Source organism: Actinomycetes bacterium (assembly GCA_022599915.1).
In the GTDB taxonomy this organism is placed as follows: domain Bacteria; phylum Actinomycetota; class Actinomycetes; order S36-B12.
The window spans coordinates 1-23882 of sequence record JAHZLH010000030.1 but is presented as its reverse complement, the minus strand read 5'-3'; the positions used below and the strand labels follow the sequence as shown (position 1 = coordinate 23882).

Genomic DNA, 23882 nt, shown 5'->3' with positions numbered 1-23882 from the left:
GTTGCGGTTGCGGATGTGCTGCTCCCGCAGCTGCATAGCCGACCAACCACGCTAGAGCGGTGGCCCGGTGGGGTAGTGGCCGGTACCGAGCCAGGCAGCGGGGTCAAGGGGGCCGCCTTCTACCAGAAACGGGTGCCACGCGGAGCGCCCGATTACGTGCAGACCTGCCGTATTGCCTTTCCCAGTGGGCGCAGCGCTGATGAGGTATGTCCGACCGAACCTGCCGTGGTGGTGTGGGCAGCGACCTTGGGCACCATCACGTTCCACCCCTGGCCGGTTCGGAGTGATCGGCCAGATAATCCAGATGAACTGCGACTGGATTTCGATCCGCAGCCCGGAACGGATTTTCGTGATGCTGCCGAGGTGGCGCTGGCTGCACGTGATCTGATGGCGGAATGGGGGTGGACCAGTTACGTCAAGACGAGTGGTGGACGCGGGGTTCACGTCTATGTACGGATTGAACCGCGTTGGACGTTCACCGAGGTCCGACGTGCCGCCATCGGGATCGGTCGGGAGTTGGAGCGACGACTGCCTGGCCGGGTGACCACGAACTGGTGGAAAGAGGAACGTGGCGAACGAATCTTTGTGGACTACAACCAGAACGCCCGCGATCGCACTATTGCGGCGGCCTGGTCCATTCGACCGCGACCGCAAGCCACGGTGTCTACACCACTGAACTGGGATGAACTGCTGGACGTCGTGCCCGAAAAGTTCACGGTGAAGACGACTCCGGCTCGACTCGCCAGTGTCGGGGACCCGTGGGCGAGCGTCGACGATGAAGCGCACGACCTGACCCCAGCACTGGAACTCTTCCGCCGGGATCAGGAGCAAGGCCTCGGGGACCTGCCCTATCCGCCAGATCACCCCAAAATGCCGGGGGAGCCGAAGCGGGTGCAGCCCAGTCGCGCTACCGATCCCCCCGGACCGGTCGCATAGGACTGGTCCGGGGGATCCGAGTCCCCGTTACTGCGCAGCGGGCCGCCGCCACTGACTAAACGCTGCGAATCAGCCCGGGACCCGATTCGGATCAGGTCACTTCAGTCAACGTCACAAATGCCCCGCAGCTTCTTAGGGATGGCCTTACGGTCGGTTTCGCAGGTCTTGCGTTGATCGTCGACCCACTTCCACTTCCCGTTCTTCTTCTGCTTCCCGTACACCAGATATGCGATGTCAACGTTCATTTCGAAGTCACCGGCTGCCCACCACTGGCCGTTCTTCTTGGCGCATTTCTTGTCAATAACAAAACTGACTTCGCCGTCATTAGTCTTGTTCAGCGCTTTCTTGATGGCCTTCTTCTTACACGGTGGCTTGTGTTCGGATGCGTTAGCTGCAACTGGGGCGGTGATGCTGAGCGCCATGGCGGCGGGGGCAGCGATGGCAAGTGTGAGTAGTTTCTTTTTGAGTGGCACGATCTTCTCCTTCTTGGCACCTTCAACCTAACGATTCGAATTCGTTGAGGCGCGATGATTGCTGCCGTGCAGCTGGGGATCAGTGGGTACCGGCCACATAGTTCCCGAGCCCGATGTGGATGCGAGGCTAGGGCACTCCAGCTGACGCCCGTCCAGAAATCGCCCACGCGGAGTCGTGGACTCTAGACTGGCAACGTGATGGTGCGGCCAGCGAAGTCCGAAGATGCGACAGCGGTTGCCGTTCTTGTGGATTCCGCTGCCGGCGGGATGTTCAAGGCCATGGTTGGGGACTTGAGCGTTCTAGCGGAAGCAAGTTTGACCCCCGGTCACCAGTTGAGTCTGGAGCATGCGGTGGTTGCGGTTGACGGTGATCAGCTACTTGGCGCTGCCTCGGCCATGACTGGAGTCGAAGCGCGAGCTGACTCCAGCCAGGCGCTAGCAGCGGCTGCGGGATGGCGCAGTGTGCGGATGATGGTGGTCTCCGGACTCTTCCGGCCCATCTTGCGATTCATGGACCGTCATCACGATGACGAGTTCTATCTCATGGCGATCGCGGTAAAACCCGAAGCACGCAATAGTGGCGTGGGCTCACTGCTGTTGGCTGACGTGGAGCAGCGGGCGGCTGCCGCGGGTAGTGCCCACATCGCGCTGGATGTCGATGCTAATAACTCGGATGCAAAGCGACTCTATTCGCGCAAGGGTTTTCGCCAGGTGGCGGTTTCATCGCGAGCGTGGCTCGGTGGCGGTGCTCAGGTAGAGCGTTGGGCACGCCCGCTGGCCGCGAGTGATGACTAGGCCAGGCGAAGGCACGAGAGCAGTCAGCCTAGTCCGGGAACGATCTGGTCCAACTGATAGCCCACTGGTTGTTCCAGCTGGTCATATCGGCAGGACGCAGGCGTCCGATCGGGGCGGAATCGCAGCAGTTTAGTGGTGTGCCGAAAGCGGACACCTTCCATGTGGTCATAGCCAACTTCGGCGACCAACTCTGGCCGAACCGGAATGAAAGACAAGTCCTTGCCCGCGGACCAGCGAGAAGGCCCACCAGGTCGTCGAACGTCATCATCGCCGGACAACCACGGGTGGTACTCACCCTCCGCAATGGAATGCGTACCGAACAGTTCGGTCAGCTCGAGCCGCTTGGCAACCGAGAAGCTGCTTGCCACACCAACGTGGTGCAGTAGACCGGAATCGTCATACAGCCCCAGCAACAGCGACCCCACCACTGGTTGACCGGCAGGCCCGGGTTGCTTGTGTGGTCGCCAACCCGCAACCACTACATCCGCAGTACGGGCGTGTTTGATTTTGAAGACGGCACGCTTGCCCGGCGAGTAGGGGTCGTCCACTGGCTTGGCGATGACCCCGTCTAGGCCTGCGCCTTCAAACTCGGTGAACCACTGAGTGGCGAGCTTCGGGTCGCTGGTTGCGGGGGAGCGGTAGAACGGGGCAGTGAGCGTTAGTCGCTCCAGCGCTTGCCTCCGCTGCTGGTACGGGGTGGCAAGCATCCCCTCACCAGCTGTCGCCAGTAGATCGAAGGCGACGAATGAAGCCGGATACTGCTCGGCGAGTTCGTTGATCTTCCAGCCACCAGCTTCGCTGCGGGGCCGGATCCGTTCGCCGAGCCGTTCGAACCACAACCGGCCGGCTTTTGCGATCACTAGTTCGCCGTCTAGCACCGTCCCCGGTGGCAGGTAATCGGCGGCTCGGACAATCTCGGGGAAACAGTAGGAAAGATTCTCGCCAGACCTGGACTGCACCCACACCTCGTCCACCTCGGCTAGCGGGTCATTCGGCGGTACGAAGAGTAGGCAACGGAAGCCGTCCCACTTGGGTTCGAAAGCCAACTCCTGGCCTTTCGGCCCCTGCTGTGGAACCTTCGCCGCGAGTGGTCGTGCCAGCATCGGAGCCACTGGGGGAGCGGGCATCCGAGACATCGGTACTACTCAGTTGTGTAACGCAGGAACAGGGTGCCGGCGTCTTCGATGGCGTGGGCCAAGTGCAGGGATCGCGGTGGGTCCGGCAGATCAGTCCCGTCTAGGATTCGCGGCACCGGCTGGCCGTCATAGGCGCCACCTGACATGAGTGGGGTGACGGTCAAGCACAGCTCGTCGAGGAGACCCAGCGCGGCCAGTTGCCCGAGGAGTCGGGGCCCTCCCTCAACTGCTATCCGGTTCAGCCCGCGTGCTTTGAGTTGGGTGATACCGAGGCTCAGATCTAGTGACTCTGTGCCAATCTCAACGATCTCCGCGACAGGTTCCAGTGCCGCACGCCGATCCGCCGGCAGCGTTCCCGGCACCAGCAATAGCGGTGGCGTAGGGGCTTCAGTGAACACTGGCGCCGTTTCATCGAGTCGTCCCGATGAGGTCACCACGGCCAGTCGCGGCACCTCGGGCATTCCTTGGTCAGCACGACGCTTGGCGAGTGCCGGGTGGAGCCGCACCGGTCCGTAGTTTTCGAGTCGAAAAGTGTCGGCACCCACCAAGATCACGTCACTGAGCCCACGGATGGTGCCAAACACCAGTCGGTCCCCGGCTGAGGAGATTCCGCCGGAGCGTCCTTGCGGGGATCGAGCGGCACCATCGGCGGTGGCTACCATCACCGCCCTCACCCACGGTCGATCTGATTCGGGCCAGGCGTAGGCGTCGGCAACTCCAGCAGGAGACATGGTTCCGACGCGCTCGGGTAGCAGCATGTGCACGGTCTGATCCTGCCATGAGGTCTCGGTAGCCTGACGGCATGGTCCGATCTCGTGTCTTGTCGTTCCTGCTAGATGTGACGAGCGTGCTGGTATTTGTCGCGCTCGGGCGACGCACTCATGATGCCGGCAGCGGGGTAGTCGGCTATCTCGAGGTGGCGGCACCTTTTACGCTGGCGCTGGTGGTGGCGTGGCTCGTGGTTCTGCTGTCAAAGTGGGATCCACGAGCCTTATTAATGGGTGCTGTTATCGCTGTACTGACCTGGCTGCTGGGCTTACTCCTGCGCGCTACCGTCTTCGACGGCGGTACCGCGACGGCGTTCGTGATCGTGGCCGGGCTGTTCCTGTTTGCCACAATGCTGGGCTGGCGGGTCGTGTCTCTCGTGAGGGGTCGGCGGAAGTTGACTCAGAATGAGGCAGTGAACAACTAGCGGCTGTCAGTCCGACTCGGCCAACGTAATCTCTTCCGCACACGCGACCGCTCGCGCGCGAGCATCGGCAACGGTGTCACCAGTAGCCAGAGCCACCGCCAACCGGCGACTGCCATCAATCTCCGGCTTGCCGAACACCAATACCCGAGTGGTGGGAAAGGTGAGCGCCTCCGGTAGACCAGCCAGTTCTGGGGCATCACTATCGCCAGTCAGCACCACGGCAGTGCTTGCTGCCGGGCCCAGCTGTCGAATAGTGGGGATAGGTAGTCCCAGAACGGCCCGCGCATGCAGCGCGAACTCAGAGAGGTCTTGGGAGGCGATCGTCACGAGCCCGGTGTCATGCGGACGCGGAGATACCTCGCTGAACAGCACCTCCTCACCGCAGACAAACAACTCCACACCGAAAATTCCGTAGCCACCCAAGTCCCCAGTTACCGCCTCAGCGATCTGCTGTGCCCGTGCCAGGGTTGCCGGAGCCATGCTGGCCGGTTGCCACGACTCCCGGTAGTCCCCGTCGATCTGCACATGCCCAATCGGGTCACAGAAACTTGTGCCGTCTCGATGACGAACCGTGAGCAGGGTGATTTCATAGTCGAACGCCACCAAGCCCTCAACGATCACCCGACTGCCGCCCACGCGTCCCGCGGTGGCGGCTAATTCGTAGGCAGCGGCCGCGTCGTCGGGGGTGTGAACCACCGACTGTCCTTTGCCCGAACTCGACATCACTGGCTTCACGACGCAGGGTGTGCCGATCTCAGCCACCGCCGCGAGGAACTCGTCGAGATCGTCCGCCAACCGATAGGGGCTGGTGGGCAATCCCAACGTCTCGGCGGCGAGCCGCCGAATACCTTCGCGATCCATAGTCAATCGAGCAGCCCTGGCAGTCGGAGCAACCAGAAAGCCCTCCTGCTCCAGCGTCAGAAGTTCCTCGGTCGCAATCGCTTCGATCTCCGGCAGGATCAGATCGGGGCGCTCACTCAGCACGATGTCGCGCAATGCCGCTGGGTCTGACATATCCAGCACGTGGCTGCGATGCGCCACCTGCATGGCGGGGGCTGCCGGATAGCGATCACAGGCAATGACTTCGATACCGAGTCGCTGCAACTCGATTGTGACCTCTTTGCCGAGTTCGCCGGACCCCAGCAGCATGACCGTAATTGCTGCGCTACTGCTAGGTGGGCCAAATGAACTGAGTAGATCCGCGCGACCTTGCTCGGCGTCGGATGTACGCGGCATGATTTCTCCCACGGCATCAGACTATCGGGAGGTGCGGCTCGGGAATCCCGTCGCCAGCGTGCAGGTCGCTTGGTCAGCTGCATCAGAAGTGGCTGCAGGAGCTGGCGTCGAGGCCGGTGAACTCGCAGCAACTTCCGGTACCGAGGTAGCAGAAGACAGCGGGCTAGTCGGGAATTTCCAGGACTGGCAGTTCAGTACCGTGACGGATAACAACGATGTGGTTATGCAAATGTCTTGGATTCTAGGCTCGTACAACTAGTTCCATCTCACCTACCGATTCTCGGTGGCAATAGTTCTCGGTGGCAAGAACTTCAACTCGTCCGGCCCACGCCTAGTGTCGCGGCGATAACGCTCATTGAGTGCAGGTAGACGCGGGTAGTGACGAATCTTGCGTCACTGCTGTCACATACTGCAGATCTGTCAGCGAAGTATCGAGGTGGGCTTGTGGGATAGCCTCGCACCGAACCGCCGGAGGCAGGGATGCACCAAAGACCGCTGGGTCCGCAAGAAGCGCTTTTCACGGAGCTGTATCTGCGTGCTGCGGGCGCGGTGCAGTTGACGGTCGTAGCTCGCCTGTCGCGACCAGCGCCTGCGTTGGAGTTAGCGTCGGCTCTTGGTCAGGTGCACGACCGCCATCCACTGTTGCGTGCTCGAGTGGAGCAACGGACAGATGGTCGATGGTGGTGGGTCTGCGATGTGCCCTACTCCGCCGTCCAAATGCGCACTCAGGAGTTGGATGGCGAGGTAGACAGTGAAGTTGACCTCGACGCCATCTACGCAACCGAGGCTGAGCAGACCATGGACATCAGATCGGTCTGTTATCGGGTCACTGCGCTCACTCGTAGCGATCAGGTGCACTGGATTCTGTTGACGGTCAACCACGCCGCGGTGGACGGTCGAGCGGCGCTGACCGTTTTGAACGAGGTCGAAGCGGTGTTGTCAGGTCAGCCGGCCTCCGCAGCACCACTGCCGTTGCCGCCAGCGGTAGAGGATGGCGTGACTCACGCTGCAGCGGGTGGTCGAAATCTGCTGCCACCCATACCGGATGAGGCGCTGTGGCCAGTCGCGGAGCCCGCACCAGCCGCTGACAGGCTGCCCCGTGCCACGTACCGGCACTTCCCGAAAGTGGACCTGCAGCGGCTCCATGAACGAATGCGCGAGCGTGGTGAGCGGTTGGGTGCGGCATTCGCTGCCGCGATCGCACCGGCAGCACGGGACTTTCCTGGCTGGACGGAATGGACTCCCATGTTGGTCACCGCAGACCTACGCAAGAACTGCGAACCGGTGGTGGCGCCTGACTCAGTCGGGTGTTTCGTCGGATCACTCATGCTCTACCTGCGGCCCGATCAGCAGTCCGACTCGCTGTCAACGACAGCCAGGGTGCTTGCGAAGCAGTTGACGCAGGAGCGCGATGCGGCACTGCAACTCGACGCAACCTACGACGCCGCCACTATCGCTGCCCAGGCTGATGCGATCGCCACTGCTGCAGATCAATTCTCCAACGGCGTATGCGTTTCTGATGTAGGCGATATGTCTCGGCTGGCTGGTCGACCGGCGGGTTTCGATGAGGTCATGTTGATGCCTGCGCAACGGCATTGCGCGCATCCAGTGATGCTGGTGGCGATCACTACTGAAACCGGGGTGCATCTCACCATCGGGTATGCCGAGCCGGTCACATCTGCCGAGACAGCACACCGTTTCGCTGATGCGTACTTGGCTGCGCTGTACGACTTGGCCGCCGACTGACAGAGCCCGGCAACTTTCTGCTGACAGGTGGCTGTCGCTGCCGAGCGCGAACAGCGGCGGTAGCCTAACCCGGTGACTGTCGCCTTGGCCGAACGAGACCCTGTGGTGGCCCCGGAACACCTTGTATCGCTGCTACAGCCACCACCTCGCTTCGCCGACGTTAGCTTCCAGACCTACATTCCCGATCCAGATCATCTCAGCCAGGCGGCAGCAGTCGCGGCAGGTGAAGCGTTCGTCGCGAGACCGGTCAGCAGCAAGCGCCGATTCTTCCGCAGCAGCCCACCTGAGCAGCGCCCCGGTATCTACTTCGACGGCGGGTTCGGCGTCGGGAAGACCCACTTGCTGGCGTCGCTGTGGCACGCCGATCCCGGGCCCAAAGTTTTTGGCACCTTCGTGGAATACACCAATCTGGTGGGCGCGCTCGGATTCGCGACAGCGGTGGAACAACTCAGTTCGTATTCGTTGGTCTGCATTGATGAGTTCGAACTGGATGACCCTGGAGACACGGTCTTGATGTCCACCCTCATGCAGAAGTTGGCCGATGCCGGTGCTCGGATTGGGGCAACCTCGAATACGTTGCCGGATCGACTGGGGGAGGGCCGATTCGCCGCCGAAGACTTCCTGCGCGAAATCCAGGGGATGTCGGCGAAGTTCGATGTAATTCGAGTCGATGGCGAGGACTACCGACATCGAGGACTACCCGACGCGCCACCGCCAGCATCGAACGAAGAGGTCGCGGCATCGGCTGAACAATCCATGCGGCGCTTGGGTGCTGAGGCAGTGAGCCTGGATGCTTTCGCCGATGTCCTGGCGCATCTGCGGCAGGTCCATCCGTCTCGCTACGGCCCGCTATTGACCGGAATCGAGACAGTTCACCTGACCGAAGTCCGGCCGGTGACCGACCAGGCTGATGCTTTGCGGATCGTGGTGCTGGTAGATCGGCTGTACGACCGTGACGTTCCGGTAGTTGCCTCGGGAATCCCCGTGGACAAGATCTTCGCCCCCGACATGCTGGCCGGTGGCTATCGCAAGAAATACTTCCGCGCGGTGTCCCGGCTGGTGGCGCTGACCCGTGAAGGTTCGGGTGCTGCTGAGCCAGGCGCGGGCTGATGTCTAGCACCCCGTGAAGGCTTGCTGGGCCAGGTCAGGCCAGCGGCATCGCTCGGTCAATGATCGCGTCGATGTCCAGACCCGGAGGTAATGTGCCGAACTGTCCGGCTTCGTCGCGGCCGAGACGGCTCACCGCGAAAGCATCCGCTACGGCGTCGGGGGCGTAGCGGATTAGTTGGGCAGCCTGCAACAGCACCGCGATGCGACTGCTAAGCCGGCGGGCGCGGTATTCCAAATCGGACAGATCCGATAGATCATTCAGTAGTTCCTTTAGCGCGGTGTCGTAGTAGTGGGAACTGCCAGTGGCCGCGCCGAGTTCGGTCAACAGCGCATCTACCGTGCCCGGTTCTTTGGCCATGGCCCGCAGGAGATCGAGGGCGTTAACATTGCCGGACCCCTCCCAGACTGAGTTGACGGGTGCCTCTCGGAACAACAGCGGCATACCTGACTCTTCGGCATAGCCGTTGCCACCCAGGCACTCCAAGGCTTCGGCAGTCACGGCGATGCTGCGCTTCGTAGTCCAGAACTTTGCGGCCGGCAGCGCGATCCGGCGCAGCAGCGCGGCACTCTCATCGCCAGCCTCAGCAGCCTCGACAGCGGCCGCAAGTCGGATCGCGAGCGCGGTGGCGGCTTCTGCCTCCAACGCGAGATCAGCGATCACGTTACGCATCAGGGGCTTGTCGAGCAAGGTTGAGCCGAATGCTTCGCGGTGTCGGGTGTGCCAAGCAGCTTGGGTGACTGCGCCTCGTATCAAACCAGTTGCGCCAAGCACACAGTCCAGTCGGGTGGCCGACACCATATCGACGATGGTTCGGACTCCTCGGCCTTCCTCACCCAATCGAATCCCCACTGTGTCCGCGAGCTCAATCTCGCTGCTGGCGTTTGAGCGGTTACCGAGTTTGTCCTTCAGCCGCTGAATCTGGAAGGTGTTGCGGGTGTCATCCGGCAGCACTCGCGGCACGACGAAGCAGGTGACTCCGCCAGGGGCTTGCGCCAGAACGAGGAAGACATCACTCATGGGAGCCGAGCAAAACCATTTGTGGCCGGTGAGCAGGTAGGTGCCGTCCTCACCCAGGGCTTGCGCAGTGGTGGTATTAGCCCGAACATCGGACCCACCTTGTTTCTCCGTCATCGCCATGCCGGCAATGAGGCCGGCCTTGGTCTGCGGTGCTCGCAGGCCAAAGTCGTAACTGCGGGCGCTCAGTCCTGGAACCCACTCGGCTGCGATGCCGGGATCAGTGCGAAGTGCCGGAACTGCCGCGTAGGTCATCGAGATCGGGCACATGTGTCCGGGTTCGACCTGGGTTTGCATGATGAAACCAGCGGCTCGGGCCACGTGTGCCCCCGGCGTATTGCCATGCCAAGGGTCCGCATGAAGCCCCCAACTCACGGCCTGAGCCATCAGTTCATGCCATGCGGGGTGGAAATCCACTTCATCGATGCGGTGACCGTAGCGGTCGTGGCTGCGCAGTCTGGGTACGTCACGATTAGCTTCCAGGCCGATTTCTCGGCTCGTTGGCCGACCAGCCCAAGCCCCCAAGTCCTTCAGTCGATCCGTATGTTGTGACTCGCTGTGCTGCGCAACTGCCGCTTGTAGCGGCGTGTCTTGGTCGTACAAGTTGCGCTCTGGCAGCGCAGGTACTTGATTAAGAACTGAGTGCGTTTCGGTAGATGGTTTGGTAGCCACACCTCTACCGTAAGGGCTGTGAAGGGAAGTTTGACCGCGGCATGAGCAGTGCTAGTGGATTCATGACGGGTTGGCGTCGGACTCGGGAGCGTGTCCGGCAATGGCCCCTATCTCGGTTCTTGCGTTCCGGCATAACACTGTTCAACTATCGGCGCTGCTTTGGTTTTGCCAGTGAGGGGGCCTTCTGGCTGATTTTCACGCTGCCCTTCCTCCTCATCGGCTTACTCTCCGCCTTCGCATGGGCCGCAAACCTGACGGGAGCCAACATCCTCGGCCAGGTGGAAGAGGTGATGATCGAGAACGCCTCCCGGCTACTGACTCCAGAGGCCGTCGAGGAACTCCTAGTCCCGTTTATCGAGAGCGTCTCGGGCTCTCGTAGCGGGCTCACCCTTATCGGTCTGGGTTCTGCCCTCTATAGCGGATCGCGAGTATTTGCCACGCTGACTCAAGGTGCGCGCGCACTGCGAGGTATGCCACTGAAGGGCTATCTGGTCAATCGAGGCAAAGCTGTCCTGCTGTACCTCATTGGATTGGTCATGCTCGTCGGCGTGGTGATGAGCACGCTGCTGATGCCGGGCCTCAATACCAAGTTGCTCACCGACAGTTTTGGCGTGCAGTGGTTGGGATTCATTGGCGCAGTTCTGGGACTGAGTGCAGTGGCGACGGTGATGCTGTACCTAGTCAATCCCAAGAAAAGGCATTTGCGTAACGAGATTCCTGGGGGCCTGCTTGCCGTCGTCGCATGGCTCATTGGCTCAGCCGGACTGCAGTTATACATTGCCTGGATTATTGGTAGCGGTTCCTTGTACGGAGCGATCTCATCCCTCGTGGCGATATTCATTTGGGCGCTGATTTTCACGGTCGCGGCATTTGCTGGGATGACCCTCAACATCACCATCGTGTACGCCCGTCGGGGAGTATTCCTCACCCGAGACTTGATGGTGGAAGCGGATCTAGACGCGTACCAGATTCTCATTGATCGGGCTGCGGCGGATGATGCCCGCGTCTCTCAGTTGCGGGCCATTACGGAAGCACGGACCGTAGCCGCCAAGTTGGCCAACAAGGCAGCAGGAGCCGCCAAACAGGCTCAGGAAGCAGTCGCGAAAGCCGAAGCTTCAGTGCAGAAGGCAGTCGCCGCAACCGCCGTTGCGGAAGACGCTGCGGCATCAATAGCAGACGGTGCTGATGAGGTCGAGGAGGCAGCCACCACAGCCGCCACCGAAAGTGCGGAGGCTGAACACGCGGCAGCGGCCGCAGTAGATGCAGCGAATGAAGCTGAAAGTGCGCACGAGGATGCCAAGGCTGCTGCGGCAGTGGCTGATCGGCAGGCAAGTTCCGCGGTTCGGCAAGATAATGCGGAGGCGTTGGAGGCCATCCAAGAGAAAACCGAGGAAGCCACTGCCGCTACCGGTGCGGCCTCCACACGTGCGATAGATGCTGCCACCGCAGCGGAGGAAGCTGTTGAGCGAGCAGCTGCACGAGTAGAGAAGGCCCAGCGGGCTAGGGACAAAGCAGTAGATCTCGCCAAGAGAGTCCTTGCTGAGAGTGAAAAGAGCGAGGAGGGGGCAGGCGACGCATCACCAGAAGATGATGGTGACCCCGCTATGCGTGAGGAGCAGCCACCCTCTGATTCCCCATCACAGCCGGATACAGCTGCATCCTCAGCTGGCAGAGGCTAGTGACGTGCCTGCCCGATGGTTAATTAGCTGCGGCTGCGGCCTGGCTGGATACTAAGGCGCCCACCGTGAGGGCAAGCGTGGCAGTCGTGGCCAAGGGTGTGCGGTAGATCGACATCGACGACTCCGAGCGAGGTATTCGCGGTATCGAATGCTAACTGTGCCCAAGGTTAGTTTGCTAGCACTCCCACGGCTTTTCGAGACCGGTGGTGAGCCAGGAACTGAACTGCAGCAGGTTCGCCCTGGCTAGCGTCAGGCGGACGTGGCTAAGAAGGTAGGCAGGGCAGGGTATGTCAGCACTGCGGGCCTGTTAGCGAGTCTTACCGCCTCGGTCGACGAGGACGTACACTGACACGATTCCGGGGAGGTGTCAGTCAGTCGTGAGTTCTCAGTTCGAGGTGCCGCAACGTCAAGAAAGCGCTGACAGCGCCGCAGACGGTTCCGACCCCGCCCCCAAGCCGTCAAACGAGCTGCCCTGGGGTCTGGTCGGGTTTGCTCTGGTGTCAGTGGTGCTGATCGTGATCCAACCGTGGCTGGTGGAGGCACTGGCCATCCCGCGATTGGAAACCTGGACCACGATCTTGGTTTCCATTGTGATCCAGGCACTGCCATTTCTGGTGCTGGGCGTGCTGCTATCCGCAGTGATCGCTGCCTTTGTTCCAGCCTCATTCTTCGAACGCGCGCTTCCCAAGAATCCGGCGGCGGCAGTTCCCGCGGCTGGCGCGGCCGGCGTGGTTTTGCCGGGATGCGAATGTGCCTCCGTCCCCGTCGCCGGCAGTCTGGTGCGGCGAGGTGTGGCACCGGCAGCCGCATTGGCCTTCCTGCTGTCTGCGCCCGCGATCAATCCCATTGTGTTGGTATCCACTGCGGTGGCTTTTCCCGGTCAGCCCGAGGTGGTAGGGGCTCGATTCCTGGCCTCACTTACGACTGCGTTGGTGGTCGGTTGGCTGTGGATTCGGATTGGCAAGAGCAGGAATCTGCTGCGCACCCCGCGAAAGTTTGGTGAGGAAGGCACTCCCAAGTGGGAGACCTTCCGGCTGACCGCGGTCTACGACATCATGCACGCTGGTGGCTTCCTGGTTTTGGGGGCGATGGTTGCCGCGACTGTCAATGTGCTTGTTCCGGAAGAGTGGATCAATGCCGTGGCGGAGCGGCCCTGGTTGGCTGTCTTATTGCTAGCCATCTTTGCGGTAGTGGTGAGCATCTGCTCGGAAGCAGATGCGTTCGTAGCGGCTTCGCTGACGATGTTTCCGATGACCGCTCGATTGGCGTTCATGGTTGTAGGGCCGGTCGTGGACATCAAGTTGATCGCTATGCAGATCGGTACCTTTGGCAGGAGATTCGCTGCAGTATTCGCGCCGCTGACGTTCGTCGTTGCCATTGCTAGTGCGGTGCTGATGGGGTGGTGGTTGCTGTGAAGCGCGATATTCAAGTGTTCGTACTGCTGTTGCTAGGGGTAGTGACACTGCGCATCACCTGGTCAGAGCTGTTCTTGAACTACGTCAAAGAACCCATGCGCCCGCTGTTGTTCGCTGCTGGTTTCTTGTTGACCGGCTTGGGCATCTGGTGTCTGGCGAAGGTGATCCGTAAACCCGAGTCTGTTGGTGGTCATTCCGATCACGATCACGACCACAGCCAAGCGCCCACGGTGGCCTGGTTGTTGCTGTTGCCGGTCGCCGCGATCTTCCTCATTGCCCCACCACCATTGGGAGCAGATGCCGCGGCGCGGGACAGCGGTACCCAAGGGCTCGCCGAAAGTCAGGAGAATGGCTACCCACCCTTGCCGACTGGTCAAGACCCAGTGCCGCTGAATCTGGATGACTACGCTGCGCGCGCTTTGTTCGATGAGGGCCGCACCCTCGATGATCACGTGGTTCGGGTGCAAGGCTTCGTCACCACCGGGGACTCCGGCGAGTGGTACCTCACGCGCTTCCTGGCCTCCTGTTGTGCAGCAGATGCTTCCGCGATCAAGGTGCGCGTCGAGGACGCTGCCGCGCCGCCGGTGGAGCAGTGGGTGGAGGTCACCGGAACGTATCTGCCAAGCGAGGGTGAGGGCTACGGCGCACTGGCCGTTATCCGAGCGGAATCCGTGGTCACCATCGATCAGCCCCGCGACACCTATCTCTAGACAAGAGTCGCTGCTACTCGACATTCTCGACACCCGATGCCAGCGGTTGCTGGCGAAAGCTAGTGCCTAAGATTCGGCCGAGTGATGCTGATCTGAGTCCGTAGCCGTGGGCCCTGGCAACGGGATAGGGTTCGCGTATGTTGCTGCGGGTCGTTGTCGCTGGTGGATTGGCTGCGGGAGTTTTGTTGGCTCCGGGAGCGGTTTCGGCTAGCCCGCCAGCAGAGATCGGCAAGAAGCAGAAGACGTGTGTGGTGGAATCCGAGGCAGACTGCGCCGGTGTCGACGCTAAGTGGGTGCTGGAACACCACGGGAATCTGTCGAAGTCGAACTTCAGCAATGCGAAACTTCATGGAGCTGATCTGCGGGGAGTGAATCTCAGCAAAGCCAAGTTGAAGAAGACCAGTCTCAAGTACGCCGAATTGCATGAGGCCAAACTCAGCAAGACCAACATGCGGGCAGCCAAGTTGAAGTACGCCACGATGATTGGCGCGAACCTGGACAGGGCCAATCTGGGCCCGGTCAAGGGGAAGAAAAAGACCAAGAACGGTGGGGCGGTGCGCGGAGTCCAATGTCGTCCCAACTGCCAAGGAGCCAACCTGGTAGGCGTCAACCTGGTGGGCTCGAGCCTGTCTGAAACGAACCTGACCGGGGCCAATCTCACCGGTGCGTTCCTAGCGAATGCCAACGCATTCGAGACCAATTTCACCGACGCGAACCTAACCCGGACGAACTGGTCAGCGACAGTCTGTGCGTCTGACACCGGGGGGGCTCCGAGCGACTGCACCAACCTTGACGGAACGCAGCCTGCCACGGTGATTGACTCCAACTTCACCCGGGCAAACCTGACCGATGCGAATCTGCACGGTACCTTCGTGCGCCCAAATATGACGTCGGCAAACCTCACCAGGGCCACCCTTACCGGCGGATCGAACTGGACCCTCACGGACGCCAACATGACAAGTGCGAACTTGTCTTACGCATATTTCAGCGGGGATATGACTCGAGCCTCGATGTCCAGCGCCAATCTGACCGGGACGGGACTGCCCAACATGGATCTCACTGATGCAGATCTGTCGTATGCGGTCATGAAGAAGGGCAACTTCTCCGATACAAATATGACCGGGACCAACCTGTTGCAAGTACAAGGCGACAACGCCAACTTCTCCGGCAGCAACCTGACCGGCGCAAACTTCAAACAAGCGTCGTTCTATCAAGGGAACTTCAGTGGCGCCAATCTGGCCAACGCCTACATGATGGGCACCACTATGGGGTCAGCCAACTTCACTAATGCGACTTTCAAGGGCGCGAAGTTGTACGCCACGAGTTTCTTTGGTGCCGACTTCACTGGCGCGGATCTTTCTGGGGCCGAAGTAGATGCCGCTGGTTTCACTAACGCGAAATTCTGCAAAACGACCATGCCGAACGGCACCGTCAAGAATGACGACTGCTGACGACCGTATGGAACGGCGCGTATCACGATCGGATAGCGGGTCTCGTCGATCAGTATCCAGTGTGGAGTGTTTTGTGTGGCGAGTTAGGCGTTGACTGTGTGGGAAGTGTTGTTGTGGCTGCTGACCGGGCTGCTCGTTGTCCTGGTGGTTGTTTTTATCTGGTTGCAGGTCTGGGGGCTGGTGATGCGCAGGGCGGGGATGCGAGACGTGGACCCAGCTGAGTTGCAGGCCGCCGGTGCGCAGTCGGTGACTCTGCCGGATGGCAGGCTCGTGGCCTATCTGCGCTATGGCAGTACGAACGCCGAGAGCCCAGTGGTCATTAACCTCCATGGTTCCGGGCTTGAGGCCGGCTTCGAAGAGAGCGTGCATGCCCAAGCTTGTGAGGAATTGGGGGTGCGTGGCATCGCTATTAGCCTGCCCGGCTGTGGCTTCACCGATGACCAACCAGGCCGCGTGGTCAAGGATTGGCCGCACGAGGACCTCGCGGCCGTGTTGGCCGCCGAGAATATTGACAGGTTTCATGTGACTGGTCACTCCCAAGGCACGCCACATGCGATGGCAGTCGCCGTGGCTTATCCGGACAGATGCATCGGACTAGGGCTCAATGCGCCGCTGCTTCCGGCCGCCCTCGTGGCGGAACTACAACTAGGGGACACCATCGGCACTGGCAAAACCCCGAGCTCGCGATCACTCGGCCGATTCTGGATGGCGTGGTACTTCGGCGTCATGCGTCTGCTGCTGAAAACGCTGCCACCGGCGATCATTGCCAGCGGCATCACCAAGGGCCTACCCAAGGTCAAGGAAGACACCGAGTTGTTGGATCGGTTTCACGCGTCAATGCAGCGTTCAGTGATCCGCGGGACAGCCGGAGGTACATGGGAGACGGCGCAGGACACCTGCTTTGACTGGGGGATTGATATCCAGGCTCTGGAACATCCCAATGCCTGTGTCTGGCACGCCGATGACGACACCGCTATCCCCGCTTTTCAGGGGAAATGGTTGGCGGAGCACCTGAATGCTGACTACCGACATGATGCGGAGGGCTACGGCCACATGACCTATGCCCGCGGGGTCTACCGCACGGCATCGGGGTCGATGGTCGCCCAGTTGCTGGCCGGATCTAAGGGATAGCGGAGAGCTCGGGGCCTAGTTACGCGTGCGGCCGTGGGTTGCAAGACTGCCCCGCGCAAATCTGTCCCGCGCTGATCTGACCAGTGCGACCTTGACCTACATGACCGGCGACGCTGACTACTTTGTCGCAAAGTGGTGCAAAGCACTTTGGGCCGATGACGTCATCATGAACGACGACTGCCCTTCCTCCTGAAGGTGACCTCTGCTGCTGGGAAAGGCCGAGCTCGCTCCTGTCGTAAGTTTCGCAGTAGGGTGTGCCCCACGAACGTCAGCTAAGGCGGAGTAGCCATGAGCGCTGAGGGTGGCATCAAAGCTGTATTTGCAGCACTTGCCGCAAATGTTGGTATCGCGATCTCTAAGTTCGCGGCTTTTGTGTTCACTGGATCCTCGTCGATGCTGTCCGAAGCGATCCACTCCTTGGCTGATTCAGGAAACCAGCTGCTGCTGCTCTTTGGTAACAAGCGTGCCCGCCAGAAGCGAGATAGAACCCATCAGTTCGGATACGGCCGGCTTCGTTACGTCTACGGATTCGTTGTAGCGATAGTGCTTTTCCTTGTGGGTGGGATCTTTTCGCTCTACGAGGGCTTCCATAAGTTCCACTATCCCGAGCCATTGGAGGATGCTTGGGTTGCTTTTGTTGTTCTCCTCATCGCCATGGCGTTAGAAGGGCTGTCATTGCGAACCGCGCTTGGTGAGTCTCGAAAGATTCGTGGACGACGAGGACTGTTCCGTTTCGTGCACGACACCCGGCAACCGGAATTACCAGTGGTGATGCTGGAGGATATGGGAGCCCTAGTCGGCTTGTGCTTCGCGCTGCTCGGGGTCAGCATGGCAACCATCACCGGCAACGGCGTCTGGGATGGTCTCGGTGCAATGTCAGTCGGTGTGCTCTTAGTCATCATCGCGATGTTCCTGGCCATGGAAATGGCGTCGATGCTGGTGGGTGAAAGTGCCCTTCCGGAGGAACAGCGCGCGATAGCGAAAGTGTTGGATGAAGCCGATGGCGTTGTAGGAATGGTTCATCTGCGGACCCTGCACTTGGGGCCAGACGAGATCTTGGTCGTGGCCAAGATTGGCGTAGATCGTGACCAAACGGGATCCCAGATTGCAGCAGCTATCGATGCGGCAGAAGTCAGATTGCGGGAGGCCGTCCCCGGCAAGAAACTCGTGATCTACCTCGAACCCGACATCATCAGGCCCGACGAAACTCACGTTCAAGAATCATAAGTACAACCGGAGACTGATTCAGCGAGATCGACCATCACAACGGTGACGATCCCCTGTGCTCCGGCCCTTCCTACTGAAACACGTCTCAAAAGAACCCGTCTCAAAAGCCTTCCACCAAGATGACAGTCATGAACCCGACGAAGAAAAGCGCCGTCACCCAAACGGAATCGTTGGGATTGCTCTCGTGTGCCTCTAGTAGGAGATCTTCGGTCACGAGAAAAAGCAGCGCCGCGCTTCCGAAGGACAGGAGGATCACTAGTGCAGTCCCGGATAGTCCGCCGAGGAATGTCACTTTCAGGAGTCCCACCGTGATGGGCACGAACGCGAGCGCAACCGTCATCCCCGCCGCCGCGACTGGCTGGCTTGTTCGTTGAGAGAACTTTGGAATTGAGTTGCTTGGTGGGAATAGTTTCGGCAAAATCCTCCCATGCGCGCTGTCGAAACGAGAAGCACAAACCTTCGGACATGGATTAGCTCAGGGGCGGTGATTGCCTTGGGGGCGGCGGCAGTAGCGATCCCCGTAACGGCCTCGGCTGCCGAAACTGTCGAGTTCACCACGGTTGGGTCGAGCTCTTGGACGGTGCCTCAGAACGTCTCCTCCGTGAAGGTAGTGGGTCTTGGTGGTGGCGGCGCTGGAGGCATTGGTTTCGTCGGCGACGTCGCCAACAGTAAGGGTGGGAACGGGGCCTTAGTCACCGTTGAGTTCCCAGTGTTTGCTGGCGATGAGTTGTTGTTGTATGTGGGCGGTGGTGGTGACAGCACCCCAGCCTATAGCGGCGGTGGAGGTGGCGGTGCCACCGCTGTAGGTTCGCTGCAGGGGACGAATAGCGGTCTCGTTGCTGGAGGTGGCGGTGGTGGCGGTTCGGCAAAGAACGCTCACGGGGGTTCTGCCGGTAAGTCGGATGGCTCGGGAGGCGACGGTGATTCGGGATCTGCCACCGGAGGCATTACCAGCGGCAAAGGCGGCGGAGGCGGACAGGGTGGCGAGGGTGGGGGCAATGGTAAGGACGGCGGATCTGGGGGAAGCGGGCCTGGAGGAAGCGGTACGGCCGGTCCGGCCGCAGGAGGAATCGGGGTAGACGCCGGTGGCAACGGTGGCAACGGTGGTCCTGATAACGGCGCAGGTAATGGTGGCGGTGGCGGTGGCGGCTACGGCGGCGGCGGCGGCGGTGGCAGCGGCGTACCGATGGCGCCGTCCCTCGGCGGCACTGGCGGGGGTGCGGGGGGTTCTTTCGGGTACGCGGGAACTGTCGTTTATGCACAAGGAAACAACGGCGGTGGGTTGGGCGCTGATGGTGGTGATGGGTCGATCACGATCACCTACACCGCCGACTCGGCACCGACACCCGCACCCACACCCACACCTACACCCACACCCACCCCGATACCGACTCCGGTCACGCAGTTGGTCGTAAAGGATGCGGTGCCTAAAGGAAAGAAGCTGCCGTTGCAGAAGGAAACCCGTCTGGTGAAGGTTAAGTCGGATGGGAAGATTAAGAAGGCGAAGACCCAGTGCTCCGTGAATGGTAAGCGCTTAAAAGGTAAGGAGAAGACGGCAAACTGCGGCATCACGATTAACAAGAAGTCCAAGAAAGCTACGGTGAAGGCGACGCCCAACTGTGGGGCAGGCCTCAAGATCAAGACCACGATCGTAGCCAAGGCGCCAGGCGAGGAAAAGGCTAAATGGACCCGGACCTGGAAAGCCCAACAAAACTCCAACGTGCCATGCACGCTGCGAGGCACCGGCTGAGCTGACCAGCGTCGGATAACTGCCCGAAGCCACCATCCGGGGTCGCCGTAGTCGATGCGGTTAGCGGTCATCAGCAACGGTGCCGCCAGGTCTGCGAGTTCCTGCGGTGACAACACCAGGCCCACCACCAGAGGGTCGAGTTGTGCGCCGCCATCGTGGTCATAAATCAGATTGCCGAGATGTTGCTGTGTGAGGTTCATTCCGCTAGTTGACGTCATCTAGGCGGGGGTTGTGGTGCTGGATGTGGGTGGTGTGGAAGGTCGAAGGGTGCTGCTGTGGACTGTCTAGGCGTGTTTGGGGCACAAACTTGGGGCACGCCGTTTGCGTTGGAACCCGAAATTGCGAAATCCCCGCGTAAATGGCGGGGATCTGCTGGTGGACCATACAGGGATCGAACCTGTGACCTCTTCCGTGTCAAGGAAGCGCGCTAGCCACTGCGCCAATGGTCCCTACGGTGCAGTTACACCTTAGAGGTGGCGACGGGATTTGAACCCGTGTAGACGGATTTGCAGTCCGTTGCCTCGCCTCTCGGCCACGCCACCGAGGAAGTCTGGCCGGTTTTCGGCCGGACGCCTTCCGAGCGGACGACGGGATTCGAACCCGCGACCCTCACCTTGGCAAGGTGATGCTCTACCAGCTGAGCCACGTCCGCATGCGAGTTTCCCCCGCAGTTTGTGCACAGTCACCATAGCCCACCAGATACCGGGCCGCCAAAAGCCCCACGCGGTGCGGGATGATCAAGTGTGCCCACTCCAGTTGCTGACCACGCTCTCGCAGTAGTTGGTGGTATGACCGCGAGGGGCTTGGTGCGCAAAAGCCGCAGCCTGGCTGACCTCGATTCTGGTGGTCGATGGGCCGTTTCCGTCGGATTCGAGGGCGATGCAGTACTCGCTCAGTTCGAGCATTGGTCACAAGATCTACCCCAACGGGCAGAGATCAGTGCCTTCCAGCCGCCCACCGGCCAATGGCGCGACAGTTTGCCCCAGGAATCCTTCGAAGTAGCCGTCCGGCAAGTCCGGGAGTTGATCGCGGCTGGCGATGTTTACCAAGTGAATGTCTGTCGGCTACTTAGCGCAGACGTCGCAGTCGACTACGACCCAGCCGCGCTGTGGCAGCGGATCGCGGGGGAGCATCCGGCTCCCTATGGCGGTTTTCTGCGGCTGCCCGAGGTATCGGTAGTGTCCGCATCGCCGGAGCTCTTCCTCAGCCGTGATGGTGACCGAGTGCGCTCGGGTCCGATCAAGGGAACGGCCGCGAGTCGGGACGAATTTTCAGCCAAAGATCGGGCTGAAAACATCATGATTGTCGATCTGGTGCGCAATGACTTGGGGCGAGTGAGTCAGCCGGGGTCGGTGACGGTGCCGGGGCTAATGACAGTTGAAGAGCATCCGGGACTCTTCCACTTGGTGTCCTACGTGTCCGCAGACCTAGTGCCAGGGACTAGTTGGACGCAATTGTTTGCGGCACTGTTCCCGCCGGGATCCGTAACGGGTGCCCCCAAATTGGCGGCGCTGGATGTGATCGCTGACTTGGAACCTGAGCCGCGCGGACCCTATTGCGGAGCCTTCGGTTGGGTGGACGCAGACCGGGGGACTGCCGAACTGGCCGTTGCGATCCGCACGTTCTGGATTCGCGACGGCGTGATTCGATTTGGCACCGGCGCGGGAATCACTTGGGGGAGTGATCCGGAGGCAGAATGGCGCGAGACACAACTGAAGGCCCAGCGACTGATGGCACTCGCTAACGGTGCGGGCTGACGGGACAGGAGGCGAACGTGTTGGCCTGGTGCAACGGCAGACTCGTTGATGAGAGTGAGCCGGTTGCCACCGCCCTCGATCACGGTCTGACGGTGGGGGACGGGGTTTTTGAAACACTGAAAGTCATTGATGGCGTCCCGTTCGCGCTACGGCGTCACCTAGACCGGCTAAACCGTTCCGCTGCGGGGCTGGGTCTGGCGGCTCCTGATCAGGATCTGGTCCGGGTAGGGATTGCCGAGGTCCTGGCTGCAAATCAAGACGAGCTCGGTGATCTGGGGCGGCTGCGGGTCACCTACACCTCTGGGCCGGGTCCGTTGGGAAGTGATCGCGGTCCCGGACCTAGACTTCTGGCTGTCGCAGTGACAGCGGCATCGCCGTGGCCAGCGTCGACGGCGGTGGCGGTGTCACCCTGGCCGCGCAATGAGCGTTCACCGCTGGCTGGCTTGAAGACAACCAGTTACGCCGAGAACGCGGTAGCGCTTGACTGGGCGAAACAGCGAGGTGGCTCCGAAGCGGTCCTGGCCAACTTGTCCGGCGATCTGTGCGAGGGCACTGGCAGCAACATCTTTGTCGTGGCAGACGGTCGAGTTTTGACCCCACCGCTGGACTCAGGTTGCCTCGCAGGAATCACGCGCGAACTGCTCCTGGAGTGGACGGATGCAGTGGAGGAACGCCTGCCTATGGATGTGCTGTCGACGGCCGAGGAGATCTTCTTGGTGTCCTCCACCAGAGATGTGCAACCGGTGCATCAAGTTGACGACCGCGAACTAGTCCCTGGGCCCGCCACGCAGCGAATCGCCAAGATTTTCTCCCAGCGCTCGACGGATCGTGATCCCTGACTCGTCAGGAGGCTTCCAGTAGATCCTCGATGGTGCGATCTAGGTCCAAGTACATCCACTCGGCGTCTTCCGGTACCGCGCGGTACATCTCGGCCACAAAGTCACCGATCTGCTCCCGCGACCCTTCGATAACGGCGGAGCCGCTGGGAGAGTTCAAGGTCAGCGACACCCGTGCCCCTCGTGAGGGGTGTCCGGGGCGAACCACAATGTCGCCATGTCCGGCGATGTCGCGCAGACCGTCCCGCAGCAACTCTCGAGCGAACACCCAAGAGATTTCATTATCAGCGGTACGGAAGGTAGCGGTGACCGCAAACGGGTCCTCAGCGCGATAAGTCAACGTAGCGGGCAGAGCCACGCGATTGCCATCGGCAATGACCACCTGCATGTGAATGTCGTGCTCAACCGTCGGTACAACGTTCATCGGTTCCATCTCGGGCTCCTCTCCCCATGAGTGGTATTCCCACTCAGCCCGGAATCACACCCCCAACTGGTGTGTTCCTGCTCACGGCGCGGCTTTATACAGAAAACTTCGGTATTTCCACCAACCGCTTTAACTATGTTCCACCATTTGGCGGGCAGTTGTCGCCAGTCGCAAGATGCATGTCCCCCGACTGGGTGATGATTTGTCCGAATTGACCCCCTTGTTTTCCGAACTGTTACCTACGGGGGCTGCTGTGCTACTCCGATCGGGGGAGTGGGGTACCCTCAGAAAACCGTTGTGGCGCACCAGTTGCGGGCATATGCGGTCGATTAGCTCAGTGGTAGAGCACTCGCTTCACACGCGAGGGGTCACTGGTTCGAACCCAGTATCGACCACCAACGAATCCCCGTGTTTTACGTGGGGATTTCGCAAGTGCAGGGGAGCATAGAACCGGCGTGCAACGATTTCGTGCAACAAACCACGCTCAAATGCCGCACAAATGCCGCTGAAACGCCGCCAGAACGTCCACAACCGCCGGTCGGCGCGCACGCTCCACAACCAATGCCACAACGGTCACAACCGCCGATGACGCCGCCAGCATCACCCCATGGAACTAACGCAGCAACACCTCGACAACCTCATTCACGACCAAGACGGCGGCGCCCAACTCGACCCGATGGTGGCGGGCCTGGTGTTGTCGCCGCAGGAACTCGCAGACCTAGCGACACTGCTCCGGATGACCGCTAACCGCATCGACTACGGCGACCCCGGCTGGTGACCTGGGCAGACACCCCCCGACAACTTTCTGGTCAGTTAGCAGTTGGTGTTGTTGATGCTGCCGTCCGGCATGGCCGTTTCGCAGACGAACGCCCCGGTCAGGTCCGCGACGTTCAGGATCGCACCGGTCAGGTTCGCCCGACGGAAGTTCGCTTCGTACAGGTTCGCACCGGTCAGGTCCGCGCCGCGCAGGTTCGCGTCGTACAGGTTCGCGCGGGTCAGGTCCGCGCGGTACAGGGTCGCGGATTCGAGGTCCGCGCCTTCCAGGTTCTTGCCTGTTAGGTTTGCTTCGATCAGGGTCGCGTAGGAGAGGTCCGCGCCGGTGAGGCTCGCGCCGGTCAGGGTCGCGTCGGTCAGTTTCGCGTAGGCGAGGTCCGCGTGGGTCAGGGTCGCGTCGGTCAGTTTCGCGCCGGT

General features: G+C 60.8%; 24 protein-coding genes and 4 tRNA genes. 17 read left to right on the top strand and 11 right to left on the bottom strand.

The genetic code is table 11. The features are described from left to right. Positions 1-936, top strand: a 936-nt coding sequence (locus K0U62_05995; GenBank protein ID MCH9801073.1) for a DNA polymerase domain-containing protein, incomplete at its 5' end; no start/stop codon positions are given. 101 nt (positions 937-1037) lie between these two features. Here K0U62_05995 and K0U62_05990 read toward each other — a convergent pair. Continuing rightward, positions 1038-1409, bottom strand: coding sequence for a hypothetical protein (locus tag K0U62_05990; protein ID MCH9801072.1), 372 nt, complete (start codon positions 1407-1409; stop codon positions 1038-1040). A 195-nt stretch (positions 1410-1604) separates the two neighbouring features. Here K0U62_05990 and K0U62_05985 point away from each other — a divergent pair, with 195 nt between their 5' ends. Beyond that, positions 1605-2204 (top strand): GNAT family N-acetyltransferase, encoded by a 600-nt coding sequence (locus K0U62_05985; protein MCH9801071.1) that lies wholly within the window; start codon positions 1605-1607, stop codon positions 2202-2204. A gap of 23 nt (positions 2205-2227) precedes the next feature. On the opposite strand, the gene K0U62_05980 is transcribed toward K0U62_05985, so the two are convergent. Together K0U62_05980 and K0U62_05975 are read right to left on the bottom strand one after the other, a co-directional pair. Further along, complete coding sequence (locus tag K0U62_05980) at positions 2228-3340, bottom strand: ATP-dependent DNA ligase (GenBank protein ID MCH9801070.1); 1113 nt, start codon at positions 3338-3340, stop codon at positions 2228-2230. A 5-nt stretch (positions 3341-3345) separates the two neighbouring features. After that, positions 3346-4098 (bottom strand): dihydrofolate reductase family protein, encoded by a 753-nt coding sequence (locus K0U62_05975; protein MCH9801069.1) that lies wholly within the window; start codon positions 4096-4098, stop codon positions 3346-3348. Positions 4099-4142: 44 nt separating this feature from the next. Here K0U62_05975 and K0U62_05970 point away from each other — a divergent pair, with 44 nt between their 5' ends. After that, positions 4143-4532, top strand: a complete 390-nt coding sequence (locus K0U62_05970) for a DUF3054 domain-containing protein (GenBank protein MCH9801068.1) — start codon at positions 4143-4145, stop codon at positions 4530-4532. Positions 4533-4538: 6 nt separating this feature from the next. Here K0U62_05970 and purT read toward each other — a convergent pair whose 3' ends face one another. After that, entirely contained in the window at positions 4539-5768 is a 1230-nt protein-coding gene (purT, locus tag K0U62_05965; protein ID MCH9801067.1) for a formate-dependent phosphoribosylglycinamide formyltransferase, read from the bottom strand. Between purT and K0U62_05960 the strand changes: the two genes are divergently transcribed. The 3 genes from K0U62_05960 (at position 5767) to K0U62_05950 (ending at position 8624) form a co-directional block, all read left to right on the top strand. Beyond that, positions 5767-6027 (top strand): hypothetical protein, encoded by a 261-nt coding sequence (locus tag K0U62_05960; GenBank protein ID MCH9801066.1) that lies wholly within the window; start codon positions 5767-5769, stop codon positions 6025-6027. The two genes, purT and K0U62_05960, sit on opposite strands and share 2 nt — an antisense overlap. A 221-nt stretch (positions 6028-6248) precedes the next feature. Next, entirely contained in the window at positions 6249-7514 is a 1266-nt protein-coding gene (locus K0U62_05955) for a hypothetical protein (protein MCH9801065.1), read from the top strand. Positions 7515-7586: 72 nt separating this feature from the next. Then, the gene (locus tag K0U62_05950) at positions 7587-8624 is read left to right on the top strand and encodes a cell division protein ZapE (GenBank protein ID MCH9801064.1); all 1038 of its coding nucleotides are present in this window, start codon (positions 7587-7589) and stop codon (positions 8622-8624) included. A 34-nt stretch (positions 8625-8658) separates the two neighbouring features. Here K0U62_05950 and K0U62_05945 read toward each other — a convergent pair whose 3' ends face one another. Then, positions 8659-10311, bottom strand: coding sequence for an acyl-CoA dehydrogenase family protein (locus K0U62_05945; protein ID MCH9801063.1), 1653 nt, complete (start codon positions 10309-10311; stop codon positions 8659-8661). A gap of 41 nt (positions 10312-10352) precedes the next feature. Here K0U62_05945 and K0U62_05940 point away from each other — a divergent pair, with 41 nt between their 5' ends. From K0U62_05940 to K0U62_05915, 6 genes are all read left to right on the top strand, one after another. Beyond that, positions 10353-11990: a YihY/virulence factor BrkB family protein gene (locus K0U62_05940; GenBank protein ID MCH9801062.1), complete on the top strand. Its 1638-nt coding sequence runs from the start codon at positions 10353-10355 to the stop codon at positions 11988-11990. A gap of 395 nt (positions 11991-12385) precedes the next feature. Further along, positions 12386-13405, top strand: coding sequence for a permease (locus K0U62_05935; GenBank protein ID MCH9801061.1), 1020 nt, complete (start codon positions 12386-12388; stop codon positions 13403-13405). After that, complete coding sequence (locus tag K0U62_05930; GenBank protein ID MCH9801060.1) at positions 13402-14115, top strand: TIGR03943 family protein; 714 nt, start codon at positions 13402-13404, stop codon at positions 14113-14115. Before K0U62_05935 ends, K0U62_05930 begins: the two co-directional genes overlap by 4 nt. A 137-nt stretch (positions 14116-14252) precedes the next feature. Then, positions 14253-15566: a pentapeptide repeat-containing protein gene (locus tag K0U62_05925; GenBank protein MCH9801059.1), complete on the top strand. Its 1314-nt coding sequence runs from the start codon at positions 14253-14255 to the stop codon at positions 15564-15566. A gap of 96 nt (positions 15567-15662) precedes the next feature. Then, the gene (locus K0U62_05920) at positions 15663-16697 is read left to right on the top strand and encodes an alpha/beta hydrolase (GenBank protein ID MCH9801058.1); all 1035 of its coding nucleotides are present in this window, start codon (positions 15663-15665) and stop codon (positions 16695-16697) included. Positions 16698-16985: 288 nt separating this feature from the next. After that, positions 16986-17924, top strand: coding sequence for a cation diffusion facilitator family transporter (locus K0U62_05915; protein MCH9801057.1), 939 nt, complete (start codon positions 16986-16988; stop codon positions 17922-17924). 100 nt (positions 17925-18024) lie between these two features. Here the strand turns inward: K0U62_05915 and K0U62_05910 are convergent, their stop codons facing one another. Further along, positions 18025-18264 carry a hypothetical protein gene (locus K0U62_05910; protein ID MCH9801056.1) on the bottom strand — a complete coding sequence of 80 codons (240 nt, stop codon included), beginning with the start codon at positions 18262-18264 and terminating at the stop codon, positions 18025-18027. Between the two features lie 87 nt (positions 18265-18351). On the opposite strand from K0U62_05910, the gene K0U62_05905 reads away from it, so the two are divergent. Next, on the top strand, positions 18352-19674 hold the full coding sequence (locus tag K0U62_05905) for a hypothetical protein (protein MCH9801055.1): 1323 nt from the start codon (positions 18352-18354) through the stop codon (positions 19672-19674). Positions 19675-20047: 373 nt separating this feature from the next. Here K0U62_05905 and K0U62_05900 read toward each other — a convergent pair. From K0U62_05900 to K0U62_05890, 3 genes are all read right to left on the bottom strand, one after another. Then, a tRNA-Val gene (locus tag K0U62_05900) sits at positions 20048-20123 on the bottom strand. 22 nt (positions 20124-20145) lie between these two features. Beyond that, a tRNA-Cys gene (locus tag K0U62_05895) sits at positions 20146-20216 on the bottom strand. Between the two features lie 37 nt (positions 20217-20253). Beyond that, positions 20254-20326 (bottom strand) — tRNA-Gly (locus K0U62_05890). A gap of 136 nt (positions 20327-20462) precedes the next feature. On the opposite strand from K0U62_05890, the gene K0U62_05885 reads away from it, so the two are divergent. Together K0U62_05885 and K0U62_05880 are read left to right on the top strand one after the other, a co-directional pair. Next, a complete protein-coding gene (locus tag K0U62_05885) occupies positions 20463-21431 on the top strand; it encodes an anthranilate synthase component I family protein (protein ID MCH9801054.1) in 969 nt (322 codons plus the stop codon). Between the two features lie 17 nt (positions 21432-21448). Then, positions 21449-22270 (top strand): aminotransferase class IV, encoded by an 822-nt coding sequence (locus tag K0U62_05880; GenBank protein ID MCH9801053.1) that lies wholly within the window; start codon positions 21449-21451, stop codon positions 22268-22270. A gap of 4 nt (positions 22271-22274) precedes the next feature. On the opposite strand, the gene K0U62_05875 is transcribed toward K0U62_05880, so the two are convergent. Further along, a complete protein-coding gene (locus K0U62_05875; protein MCH9801052.1) occupies positions 22275-22700 on the bottom strand; it encodes an SsgA family sporulation/cell division regulator in 426 nt (141 codons plus the stop codon). 314 nt (positions 22701-23014) lie between these two features. Between K0U62_05875 and K0U62_05870 the strand changes: the two genes are divergently transcribed. Together K0U62_05870 and K0U62_05865 are read left to right on the top strand one after the other, a co-directional pair. Then, positions 23015-23089, top strand: a tRNA-Val gene (locus tag K0U62_05870). Positions 23090-23298: 209 nt separating this feature from the next. After that, positions 23299-23469 carry a hypothetical protein gene (locus tag K0U62_05865; protein MCH9801051.1) on the top strand — a complete coding sequence of 57 codons (171 nt, stop codon included), beginning with the start codon at positions 23299-23301 and terminating at the stop codon, positions 23467-23469. Between the two features lie 35 nt (positions 23470-23504). On the opposite strand, the gene K0U62_05860 is transcribed toward K0U62_05865, so the two are convergent. Continuing rightward, positions 23505-23882, bottom strand: a 378-nt coding sequence (locus K0U62_05860) for a pentapeptide repeat-containing protein (GenBank protein MCH9801050.1), incomplete at its 5' end; no start/stop codon positions are given.